This window comes from Cryobacterium sp. Hh11, assembly GCF_004404045.1.
GTDB classification, from domain to species: Bacteria; Actinomycetota; Actinomycetes; order Actinomycetales; family Microbacteriaceae; genus Cryobacterium; species Cryobacterium levicorallinum.
Genome location: NZ_SOHF01000016.1, coordinates 26,732 through 37,937, shown reverse-complemented (window position 1 = coordinate 37,937; position 11,206 = coordinate 26,732). Strand labels below are relative to the sequence as shown.

Sequence of the window (11,206 nt, the reverse complement as noted above, 5' to 3'; positions counted from 1 at the left end):
GCCAAGTCACCACGAATTGGAAGCAAGCCCTCAGCCAGCTCGTGATGATTTACCCCGACCGAATCAACCCCCACCTCTAACCAATTCCCAACACTTACACAAAAGATTTGACAGGCTCGCGGTCGAGGGTGCTCAGCCAGCCATTCAGGCTGTAGCCCCCGTTCGCCAGCCCACCAAACGAGAGCCAGCTGCGCCGTTCCACCGCCGCCTCACCAGGCGCGGACCCATCGGGCGCAAGGCGCGCCTGCCACGCAATGCCCTGCTGGCGCAGCAACTCCGGCGCAAACGCAATCCCCGCACCCGGAAGCCCCTCGGTCTCGGGCGTGATCGCACCGGACCCACTCGCCACGAGAGAGCGTTCGACCCGGTCGAGGTCATCAACCAGAACCGAGGGGCGCAAGCCGTCGAGAACGGACACGATCACCCGGGCCTGCTCCACTCCAAGCGACCCGCCCTGCAAGGCTTCGCCGACGACGGGATAGGTCGGTGTCAGGGGCCGACCGAGCAGCATCCGCTCACCCGCAGCCTTACCCAGCGACGCACGCTGCCGCACCTCACTGCGCGACAACCGGGCCAGGGTCGAGACCAACACGAGGCCGCTACGGCAGCCCAGCCGACGCGCCAGAGACACCGCGCCCGCCGCTTCCACCTCGGTCTGCTGGGCCGTTTTCACGGCGGCCTTCTTCGCCACGGACGCATCAAAGTACTCGGAACGACGGAGCACATCCGTCGTCGACAGCACCCGGGCCCCATCAACAACCCGGCCCACACCCTCCAGCACGAGCAGCATGCTCAAGGACTCTTCATCACCGAGCGACCCGAAGGACAGCCCACCCAACGCCGCCAACAACACCTCCCGCGCCTGCTCCACCGCCACAATCACGGGGTTCACACTCGACTCACTTGGGTTTTCCATGAACATGGGCGCCATTGCCTCCTCCCCATGATTCTACCCCAAATCGAACACAAAAGCGAGAGAAACTCATAAATATTCTAGAGAGTAAAAATTGACAGACTGTTCCGGCTTAGTCAACATCACGGTCATTTCCGCTGCATAAGACGGCGACTCTCACGCACGAATTACTGCCGCAACGGTCGTCCTACTTCGAAGTAATAATTGATTTCTTGTCATCAAATGCGCGCCAGTCTCTGCGCCCGCTCACGGCTCCGCGCAACAGCGCTTGGCCAATTCCCCCTCGCCCATGCTCGACCGCGACGGTCGTCGTCGCTGAGCTGATTAGTTGTCGACCGCCGGCACCCTGAGACACAGACGGAATGGTGGCAGATCCGCGCGTGTTGGTACATTGCCAGCATGGGGAAAAACACTGCCGTGCCGATCACCGTTGCCTTGATCCTTACATTGACGGGGTGTGCGAGCCCGACGACGCCACCTGTCTCGGAGCCGTCGACAGCTCCGTCGACAACACCAGCAGCCGAGCTGCCCGTGCACACCACCCACAACAGCGGTGGTTGGGGCGTCATGACGGGAGCGGCAACACTCGCTGGTGTGACTCGCTGCATCGTGGGGCCGGCCGGTTCGGCCGCGTCCCTCGCCAACCTGGAGATGCTGCCGCACGGTGCGTGGGCCTTTGATCCGGCCCAGGTGCAGAGCGGGGTATGGACGAACCATGACGCGGTAAGCGTCGCGGGAGTCACCGAACCGGCCTACCTCCTATCCCCGGTCGGCACGGTCTCGGCCTGATCGGTCGACTTCGTCGTCGACGATGACTGGGTGCGACTCGGCACGTTCATCAACGGCCAACGGCCGGTTGAAGCAGCCGACCGGGACCAGGTACTGGAGCTGGCCCGGCACGTCGCATCCGCTCTGCACTGAAGTAGGCGTTCCAACCAACGCGGCGATCGGCCGATCAAGCGCGGGTCAGCCCAGCCGGCGAGCGGTCTGGGCAGCGGACTCGTGCGCCGCGGCCAGTTCCTGGTGCTGCTTGGCAACCTCGTCGGCGGGGGCGCCGAAACGTTCGCTCAGCGTGCGGGTGGCCACGATCGTTTCCACTGTCATTCCCAGTGCGTCCGCCAGAATCAGGCTGAGCGCGGGCAGTGCGTGATCGTCGAATTCCGTGGATGTTCCCGCGTCGTAAACCCCGCCGCGAGTCGAAACGAGCACGGCCGGGCGACCGGCCAGTGGCTGCTGGCTGGCTGGGTCGTCGAACGGAGCGGTCACCGATGGCAGGTGGATGTAATCGATCCACGCTTTCAAGGTCGACGGCATCGAGTAGTTGTACAGCGGAACGCCGATCAGCAGCACGTCAGCGGCGACCAGTTCCGAGATCAGAACCTGCTGCAGGGCCTCCTGCTCCGCACTCGGGTTCGCACCCGCGGGGCGTAGCCGGGGCGGAAAGTGCAGCGCGGCATCCGTCAGGTGGGGCAGCGGTTCGCGGTGCAGGTCACGGTGAACGACGGTGTGGTCGGCGCCGAGACTGCGCCAGGTATCGGCGAAGGTCGCCGTGATCGCCCGCGACCGCGAAGTCACGAGGTCTGCGGACGAGTCAAGCTGCAACAGTATGGGCATTCCCACAGCCTAGAGGCAGCGAGCGTGCCCACTTGTGTCGCCGTCGTCGTTGCGGCATCCGCTATCACTCAGCGGATTCCGCAGCGCGCCTATTCCTCCCGCTCGCCGAAGCGCGGCGCAGCCAGGCTGAGCGTTTCGCCGCGGAAGAACGCCGGACGTACCCGCGACTGCACGATCATGATGACAACACCGATCAGCAAAATAGCCATGCCGAGCACGAAGACCAGACCCAGCCCGAAGATCTCGGAGCCGCTGCCGTAGTTCGGGTCCATGCTGTCGACCAGGGTGGTGCAGAACAGCACCGCCAGGATGATACCGCCGACCAGGGGAAACAAGAAGGTGAAGAAGGCGTTGCGCACGGTGGCGAACCACTGCCGGCGAAAATACCAGACGCAGGCGAACGCGGTCAGACCGTAGTAGAAGCAGATCATCATGCCGAGGGTCGTAATGGTGTCCCAGAGCACATCTTCGCTGACGAAACGCATGATCGTGTAGAAGCCAGCGGCAACGACAGCGGAGGCGATGGTGGCGTATCCGGGAGTGAAGAAGCGCGGGCTGACCTTCGCGTAGGCCGGCGGCAATGCGCCGTAGTGGCCCATGGCGAGCAGGGTGCGCGCAGGGGAGACAAAGGTGGACTGCAGGGAGGCGGCCGAGCTGGAGAGTACGGCAATCGACATGAGCACGGCGAACGGGCCCAGTGCCGGGCCGGCCAGCGCGAAGAACACATTGCCCTGAATTTCCGGGTTGCCGAGGCCAACGCCCACACCGCCGACACCGGCAAACGAGATGGCAGCTATAGCGACGAAGAGGTAGAGCACCATGACGATGATCACGGTGAGCGTGGCAGCCCGGCCGGGAGTCGAGCGCGAGCCCTTGGTCTCCTCGGACATGGTCAGCGTGACGTCCCAGCCCCAGAAGATGAAGATCGACAGGCTCAGGCCGGCCGCAAAGGCGGAGAACGTGGTGACAGCGAAGGGGTTGAACCACGACAGCGAGACCGGCGTCGGGTCGAACGCGGTGCCATTGGCGATGTGCACGAAGGCCATGATGCCGAATCCGACCAGCACGATCAGCTGAAAGCCGACCAACCAGTACTGCACCTTCTGGGTGGTCTGCATGTCCCGGTAGCTAATCCAGGTTGCGATCAGAATGAACACCAGGCAGGTTCCGACGTTGATGAGCGGGTTTCCGGCGAGCCCCGCGATCTCGGCGCTGTTACCGAAGATCTGCGAGAGCATCAGATAGAAGAAGTCGACGGCGATTCCGGCGAGGTTGCTCAGCACGACCACGGTTGCGGCGATAAGTCCCCAGCCGGCCATCCAGCCGATCCATGGCCCGAATGCCCGCGTCGCCCAGGTGAACGAGGTGCCGCTGTCCGGCATGGCCTTGTTCAGCTCGCGGTAACCGAGGGCGACCAGCAGCATCGGAATGAACCCGGCGAGGAAGATCGCCGGCAGCTGCAAACCGACTTCAGCGACGGTCGGGCCGAGGGCGCCGGTGAGCGTGTAGGCCGGAGCGATGCAGGAGATGCCGATAATGACGGCGCCGACCAGTCCGACCGAGCCAGCGCTCAGCCCCTTCTTGGAGATTCCCCCCGTCGGTTTTTCAACGGCTTCACTGGCGTTGATTTGTAGCGTCATGTTGTATTTACTTCCCCACCGTCACGGTGAATTCGGGCGTCACTGTGGCATCGGACAGCACTGTGAAATCACGGGGCACCACAATCAGGGGCACCGGCAGTTCGCGCAGCATCTTGGCCGCGATGGAACCCAGAAAGAGGCGATGGGGCTGAGCCAGTCGGCTGGAGCCGACCAGGCAGACCTCGGTCGGGTCCCAGGGCAGGCCGCGCACGGCGTGCTCGATGCTGCTGCCGGAGGCGACGCTGGCGGTCACCTCCAGCCCGTCCATCAGGTGGTCGGTGGCGTAGTCGAGCACTGCTTGGGCATGGTCGGCGGCCAACACGATCGTCTGTTCGTCGGCGCCGGGACGATCGATCGCGACGAGGGAAACCAACCGCAGCGGGGCATCCACTGTGCGCGCCAAAAGGATGCCGGCCGTCAGTAGTCCGTCGGCTCCAGCCTTGGTGCCGACCGCGCAGGTGACCCGGCGGATCGGCTCGTCGGTACCCATCACCCGGGTGCCTTCGGGGGCGAGCGCCACGGGCACGTGGGAGGAGTGCAGCAGGCCGCCCGCGACGCTGCCGATCGCGAAGCGGCCGAGCAGGCCGTGGGTTGCCGCGCCGACGACGATCAGGTTCGCCTGCAGCCGAGCGGCGGCGGCGAGCAGCCCCTGGGTGAAGGAATCGGCGTGTTCGAGGTGGGTGCGCACCGAAATTCCGGCGGGTACCAGGGTGAGCGCTTCGGCCAGCCAGCCCTCGGCCGTCTCGAGTAGCAGCCGGTCGTAGCCGGGATCGGTGGGGGTGAGCGTCGCCCGGTCCCCCGCATTGAGAACGAGGACCACGTCGAGTTCGGCGCCGGGCGCGCGGGCAAGACGCACGCCGAGGGCGAGGGCATCCGCTCCCGCCGGGGTCGCCGTGTAGCCGACCAGAAACCTCAAGCGACCACGCGCGTGGCAAGGATCGCCGCGGCGGTCTCCTGCCCGACCCGGATCGCGCCGTCAACGTGTTGGTAGCCCTTGCCGGCCATGTCGCTGCAGGAGAACGAGATCGGGCCGACGGGACTGCGCAGTTCGGCGCCGTACCGGGCTAGTCCGCCCATATCGAAGCTCGCCGCGTAGGCGCCGCGCGTCCATTCCTCGGAGCCCCAGTCGCTTTCGTAGTAGACGACCGGGTGCAGCGCCTGCTCGCCGTAGTAGTGCGAGAGCGACTCGAGAATGCGAGCCTTCCGCTCGTCGGCCGACAGCGCGAACACGGAATCCGCTTCTTCGTCGGAAACGAAACCGACCAGGGTGCCACGCGGGTCTTCGAAGTTGGTGTTGTCGTAGGCCTCGTGCACGAGCTCGTACGGGCTGAAAGCGGTGCCCGAGAGATCGTCAGCGCGCCAGAACGGCGTCTCGTAGACGGCGTGTACCTTGATCACGAAACCCATGGAAAGGTGCTGATGCAGCTGCTGCTGGCGGCGCGGCAGGGGCGGGTCGAAGCTGATCCGGCTGATCAGGGGCGGCGGAACCGCCACAATCGCGTGCCGGGCGGTGACCGTCATACCGTCGGCAACGACGATGACTCCGTCCTCCTCCCAGGCCAGGCTGCGCACCGGCTGCCCGAGATAGACATCGCCGCCAAGCTTCTCGGCCAGCAGCAGCGGAACCTGCTGCAGCCCGCCGACCACCCGCTCGTCGAGAATGAAGTCGGCGTCCACGAGGTTGCTGAACGATCCGGCGCTGGCCGCCATGAGCAGCGCCTGCAACGCGGAGAAGGCGTGCGCGGGCTTGGTGAGCATGGCCCCGGCAATGAACATGCCGATGTTGTCGCGGGCCTCCTGATCGTCGGTCTGGGCCTCGAGCCAGCGGCTGAACGATACCTCGTCCAGTTCTTTGGCGAGCGGATGCGCCCACGGGGAATCCGGGTCGATCTCGGCCACGAGGGCGTCGAGTTTGTCGATCAGGCCAAGGATCTGTGCCTCGGTGCCGGCCGGAACCGGAAATATCTCACCGTCGAACCGGCTGACCACGCCGGAACCGTTGATGTACACGTTGCGGCCAGCCCGGTAGCGCGGGTAGGTCTTGAGGCCCAACTCGGCCAGGGTGGTCTTGAGGGCGTGCTGGTCGGGCGAGACCCACTGGCCGCCGATCTCGAGCATGGCGCCCTCGATCTCATCGGTCCACAGCCGCCCGCCGACCCGATCGCGGGCTTCGAGCACCGCCACACTGAGGCCGGCCTTCTGCAATGCCGTGGCGGCGGTGAGACCGGATGCCCCGGCGCCGATTATGACGACGTCACGATCAATCGTGGTCATGGTTGCTCCTGGGTTGACTGAGTTATGAGGAGGGAAGGAGGGTGTACTTGGTCGAGAGGTATTCATGGATGCCTTCGAGGCCGCCCTCACGACCGAGCCCGGACTGTTTCACTCCGCCGAATGGTGCTGCGGCATTGGAAACCAGGCCGGTATTCAGACCCATCATGCCGGTGTCTATACAGTCGATCATACGGTGCCCACGAGCGATATCGGTAGTAAATACGTAACTGATCAGACCATATTCGGTGTCATTTGCCATTTCAATGGCCTCTTCGTCTGTTTCGAAGGTTTGAATGCCGACGACCGGTCCGAAGATTTCCTCGCGCACGAGGCGGCTGTCGGCGCTCACTCCGGTCAGCACAGTGGGGGCGTAGAACGAGCCGGGCCCCTCTGAGCGGATGCCGCCGGTGAGCAGCGTCGCGCCGCGCGCGAGGGCGTCCTGCACGAGGGCAGCCACGTTATCGACGGCTGCCTCGGTCACGAGCGGCCCGAAGTTCACCGTGGGATCGATGCCGGGTCCCGACACGAGAGCATTGACCCGCTCGGTCAGTCGACGGGCGAACTCATCGGCCACAGACGCGTGCACGATGAACCGGTTGGCGGCCGTGCAGGCCTGGCCGGTGTTGCGGAACTTCGCGAGCATGGCGCCGGTGACGGACTGCTCGAGGTCGGCATCGGCGAACACCACGAAGGGGGCATTGCCGCCGAGTTCCATCGAGGTGCGCAGCACGTTCTGGGCAGCCTGGGCGATCAGGGCACGCCCGACGCCGGTCGACCCGGTGAAGCTGAGCTTGCGCAACCGGGGGTCGGCGATGATCGGGGCCGACACCGCCTGCGACCGGGTCGTCGTAATGACGTTCACCACGCCGGCCGGCACGCCGGCATCCGCTAACAACTGCACGAACAGCAGCGTGGTCAGCGGGGTCAGCTCGGCCGGTTTCACGACCACGGTACAGCCAGCGGCGAGCGCCGGGGCAATCTTGCGAGTGGCCATGGCGAGCGGAAAGTTCCACGGCGTAATCAGGTAGCACGGGCCCACCGGCCGCTGGGTGACGACCATCGTGCCGGTGCCCTCCGGGTTGGCACCGTACCGGCCGCTGACACGCACGGCTTCCTCGCTGAACCAGCGCAGAAACTCTCCGCCGTAGGTCACTTCACCATTGGCCTCGGCGATCGGCTTGCCCATTTCGAGCGTCATGAGCGTGGCGAAATCTTCCCGACGCTCCTGCAGCAGGTCGAAGGCGCGGCGCAGAATCTCCGCGCGCACCCGTGCCGGGGTCGCTGCCCAGGCATCCGCTGCGGCAACCGCTGCGTCGAGGGCTCGGGCACCATCGGCGACGGATGCGTTTTGAATCTGTTTGAGAACCTGCCCGGTCGCCGGGTCAGTCACCGCAAACGGCTCCCCGGTCCCGTTCACCCACTGGCCGTTGATGTACAGCTGGTCGGGCACGCGGGCCAGCAGCTCTGCGCTGCCCTGCGTTGCCGGCTGGCCGGTGAGGGTCACGGCGCTCATGCGACGGCCAGTGTCTCAGCCAGTGCGTCGGCGATAACCTGCAGGCCCTCGAGCAGCAGATGGTCCGGAATGCTGAGCGGCGGCAGAAAGCGGATGACGTTGCCGTACGTTCCGCAGCCCAGCAGGATGACGCCCTGGGCGTGGGCGGCGGCGATGACCCGACCGGTCAGGGCGGCGTCCGGTTCCCCCGTGGCGGGGTCGACGAGTTCGATGGCGATCATGGCGCCGCGGCCCCGCACCTCGATAATGCGCGGGTCGGCGGCGGCGAGCGCACCGAGCCGCTCGTTCAGGATGGCTCCGATAGCGACGGCTCGTTCAACCAGGTGGTCGTTCTCGTAGGTGTCGATGGTGGCGAGCGCTGCGGCGCAGGCGAGCGGGTTGCCGCCGTAGGTGCCGCCGAGGCCGCCGGCCTGGGGCGAATCCATGATGTCGGCGCGCCCGGTAACCGCCGACAGTGGCAGGCCGCCGGCGATCCCCTTCGCGGTGCAGATCAGGTCGGGCACGATGCCCTCGTGTTCACAGGCGAACATGTGGCCGGTGCGGGCGAAGCCGGTCTGAATTTCGTCAGCGATGAAGATGACTTCGTTGGCGTGGCACCAGGCCAGCAGAGTGGCCAGGAATCCCTGAGCTGGAACGATGAAGCCACCCTCGCCCTGAATGGGTTCGATGATGATGGCGGCGAGGTTGCTCGCGCCGATCTGCTTCTCAATCTGCGAGATGGCCCGGTTCGCCGCTACGACGCCGTCCAGGCCGCCATCGCGCAACGGGTACGACATGGGCGCTCGGTACACCTCGGGAGCGAAAGGGCCAAAACCGTTCTTGTACGGCTGGTTCTTGGCGGTCAGCCCCATCGTGAGGTTGGTGCGGCCGTGATAGGCATGGTCGAAGGCGACGACGGCCTGCCTTCCGGTGAAATGGCGAGCGATCTTGACGGCGTTCTCCACCGCTTCGGCGCCGGAGTTGAACAACACGCTGCGCTTCTCATGGTCACCGGGGGTGAGGCGGTTCAGGGCTTCGGCAACCTCGATGTAGGAGTCGTAGGGCGCCACGGTGAAACAGGTGTGGGTGAACTGGGCCAGCTGCGCGGCGACGGCCGCCACCACGCGCGGCGCGCTGTTACCAACGCCGGTCACGGCGATGCCGGATCCCAGGTCGATGAGCGAGTTGCCATCGACGTCGACGACAACGCCCCCGCCGGCGGCCACCACGTACACCGGCAGCGTGATCCCGACGCCGGCCGACACGGCCTGGGCCTTGCGTTGGCTCAGCGCGCGTGATTTCGGGCCGGGGATGCTCGTGACGAGCTTGCGTTCCTGCGCCAGCTGGGGGCCACCAACCGGTGTGCTGGTGGGGCGAGGGGTATCCAGGAGGGTCATCAGAGTTTCCGATCCAAAACGACGGGCGGCAGTGCGGCAGAATACCGCTGTGCCATGGGAGCACTGTGCCACTTCCGGCACGGAGCAATGCTAGGCAACACCGGGCCGCCGCAACATAGCCAGGTTGTATAGTTGGGGCCACCAAGCTCTCCAACCTGTATAAGGCCTCCCATGCTCCCCACACTGCGCCGCCTGCTCGCTGATCCCCAGCTCGGTCTGACTCTGCTCGGCATCGCCGAACCGGTCGCGCTCGATGCACCGGTGGAGTGGGTACACAGCTCCGATCTCGTCGACCCCACCCCCTTTCTGTCCGCCGACCAGGTGCTGCTCACCACCGGCACCCAGTTCGGCACCGATCCGAAAGCGGATGCCGACTACCGCCGCTATGTGCAGCGCTTGCGCGACCGGGGCCTCACCGCGCTCGGTTTCGGTACCGAGGTCATTCGCAACGGCACCCCGGAGGGGCTGCTCGCCGCCTGCCAATCGCTCGGCCTTCCCCTGTTCGAGGTGCCGTATCGCACACCGTTCATTGCCGTGGCGCGAGCGGCCGGCGACCTCGTCGCCGAGGATCGCTACGCCGGGGCGACCTGGGCGTTGCGGGCACAGCGTGCGATCGCGCTCGCCGCACTCCGCCCCGACGGTTTGAGCGCGACCCTCGCCGAGCTGTCGAACCAGCTCGGCCACTGGGTCGCGCTGTTCGACGCGAGCGGCACCCTCGATCGGGTGTTTCCTCGCGAGACGTTCAGCGCAGCCCCCGACACCCGCGCGACCGTGCAGCACGAGGCCCGCCGCCTGCTCGGGCGCGGCCAGCGATCGAGCAGCAGCGTCGAGGCCGGCGGCGAGACGCTGTCCCTGCAGACCCTCGGCGGGCACGACCACCTGCGCGGCGTGCTCGCGTTGGGCGGGCCGCGTGCCCTCGACCAGGCAAGCACCGAGGTCGTTACGAGCGTGATCGCCCTCGCCGGTCTCGCCCTCGAGCAGAACAACGCCCTCGATCGCGCGCAGGGGCTGCTGCGCTCCGGGCTGATGCACACCCTGCTCGGCGGTGACCAGAAACTGGTAGATCAGATTTCCCGGCAGATGTGGGGTGCACTTCCGGTCGGGCCGGTGCTGGTCGCGGTCGTTGACGCGCCGGCCGCGCGCCGCGACGCCATCACGGAGTACCTGGAGCTGCGCGTCGAGGACTCTCCAGGGCAACTGTTCTTCGCCCGACAGGAGGACACCATCGTGCTCTGTCTGGACCGGGTGGCCGACGGCATCCTCTCGGACCTGTGCACGCTGTTTGAGTTGCACGCCGGCCTCTCGGAGCCAACCGAGTATCGCCAGCTGCCGCGGGGCCTCGACCAAGCCCAGCAGGCACTCGCCCGGGCGCGGGAGGGCGCCATAGGCGTGACCGGCTTTGACGTCGTCGCGCGGCAGGGCGTGCTCGCGCTGCTGGCCAGAACGGATGCCCGCGAGGTCGGCCTGACTACGCTCGCCCCGGTCCTCGCCCACGACCAGACCCACGGTACGGAACTACTCGCCACCCTGCACGCCTGGTTGCTCTGCAACGGGCAGTTCGGGGCCGCCGCCGACCAGCTCGGGGTGCACCGGCACACGGTGCGCGCCCGTATTCTGCACGCCGAACTGTTGCTCGCCCGCGACCTGGGATCGTTTCCGGCGCGCGCCGACGTCTGGGCGGCACTGCTGGCCACCGATTCTGCCACCGAGACCGGCCGGACGACGAGAGAAGGGGACTGAGGGAATTGAGCCCACTGAGCGTCAGGTCAGCGAGTCGAAGGAACTCGGTCACTTCGTCGAGATCCTGGGCAGTCGTGGGCGTCAGGTGGAGCATTGCTCCACGATATCGCTCACGTAGATCAACTTGACCGGCACT

General features: G+C 66.2%; 9 protein-coding genes. 2 read left to right on the top strand and 7 right to left on the bottom strand.

Translation table 11 applies throughout. The features are described from left to right. Positions 1 to 94: 94 nt before the first annotated feature. Positions 95 to 931, bottom strand: a complete 837-nt coding sequence (locus E3T46_RS07370; protein ID WP_134578039.1) for a DUF222 domain-containing protein — start codon at positions 929 to 931, stop codon at positions 95 to 97. A gap of 381 nt (positions 932 to 1,312) precedes the next feature. Here E3T46_RS07370 and E3T46_RS07365 point away from each other — a divergent pair, with 381 nt between their 5' ends. Further along, positions 1,313 to 1,702, top strand: coding sequence for a hypothetical protein (locus tag E3T46_RS07365; protein WP_134578038.1), 390 nt, complete (start codon positions 1,313 to 1,315; stop codon positions 1,700 to 1,702). Between the two features lie 177 nt (positions 1,703 to 1,879). On the opposite strand, the gene E3T46_RS07360 is transcribed toward E3T46_RS07365, so the two are convergent. From E3T46_RS07360 to gabT, 6 genes are all read right to left on the bottom strand, one after another. Next, complete coding sequence (locus E3T46_RS07360) at positions 1,880 to 2,527, bottom strand: NAD(P)H-dependent oxidoreductase (RefSeq protein ID WP_134578037.1); 648 nt, start codon at positions 2,525 to 2,527, stop codon at positions 1,880 to 1,882. A gap of 89 nt (positions 2,528 to 2,616) precedes the next feature. Then, entirely contained in the window at positions 2,617 to 4,167 is a 1,551-nt protein-coding gene (locus tag E3T46_RS07355) for an APC family permease (RefSeq protein ID WP_134578036.1), read from the bottom strand. Between the two features lie 7 nt (positions 4,168 to 4,174). Continuing rightward, entirely contained in the window at positions 4,175 to 5,083 is a 909-nt protein-coding gene (locus E3T46_RS07350; protein WP_134578035.1) for a universal stress protein, read from the bottom strand. Continuing rightward, on the bottom strand, positions 5,080 to 6,441 hold the full coding sequence (locus E3T46_RS07345) for an NAD(P)/FAD-dependent oxidoreductase (RefSeq protein ID WP_134578034.1): 1,362 nt from the start codon (positions 6,439 to 6,441) through the stop codon (positions 5,080 to 5,082). The genes E3T46_RS07350 and E3T46_RS07345 overlap by 4 nt, the downstream gene beginning before the upstream one ends. A gap of 22 nt (positions 6,442 to 6,463) precedes the next feature. Continuing rightward, entirely contained in the window at positions 6,464 to 7,954 is a 1,491-nt protein-coding gene (locus E3T46_RS07340) for an NAD-dependent succinate-semialdehyde dehydrogenase (RefSeq protein WP_134578033.1), read from the bottom strand. After that, a complete protein-coding gene (gene gabT, locus E3T46_RS07335; protein WP_134578032.1) occupies positions 7,951 to 9,330 on the bottom strand; it encodes a 4-aminobutyrate--2-oxoglutarate transaminase in 1,380 nt (459 codons plus the stop codon). Before gabT ends, E3T46_RS07340 begins: the two co-directional genes overlap by 4 nt. 171 nt (positions 9,331 to 9,501) lie before the next feature. Between gabT and E3T46_RS07330 the strand changes: the two genes are divergently transcribed. Then, complete coding sequence (locus tag E3T46_RS07330; RefSeq protein ID WP_134578031.1) at positions 9,502 to 11,070, top strand: PucR family transcriptional regulator; 1,569 nt, start codon at positions 9,502 to 9,504, stop codon at positions 11,068 to 11,070. The last annotated feature ends 136 nt before the right edge of the window (positions 11,071 to 11,206 follow it).

Coding starts and splice junctions, on each gene's coding strand:
- E3T46_RS07370 (WP_134578039.1), bottom strand. CDS start 931: ATGGCGCCCATGTTCATGGAAAACCCAAGTGAGTCGAGTGTGAACCCC.
- E3T46_RS07365 (WP_134578038.1), top strand. CDS start 1,313: ATGGGGAAAAACACTGCCGTGCCGATCACCGTTGCCTTGATCCTTACA.
- E3T46_RS07360 (WP_134578037.1), bottom strand. CDS start 2,527: ATGCCCATACTGTTGCAGCTTGACTCGTCCGCAGACCTCGTGACTTCG.
- E3T46_RS07355 (WP_134578036.1), bottom strand. CDS start 4,167: ATGACGCTACAAATCAACGCCAGTGAAGCCGTTGAAAAACCGACGGGG.
- E3T46_RS07345 (WP_134578034.1), bottom strand. CDS start 6,441: ATGACCACGATTGATCGTGACGTCGTCATAATCGGCGCCGGGGCATCC.
- E3T46_RS07340 (WP_134578033.1), bottom strand. CDS start 7,954: ATGAGCGCCGTGACCCTCACCGGCCAGCCGGCAACGCAGGGCAGCGCA.
- gabT (WP_134578032.1), bottom strand. CDS start 9,330: ATGACCCTCCTGGATACCCCTCGCCCCACCAGCACACCGGTTGGTGGC.
- E3T46_RS07330 (WP_134578031.1), top strand. CDS start 9,502: ATGCTCCCCACACTGCGCCGCCTGCTCGCTGATCCCCAGCTCGGTCTG.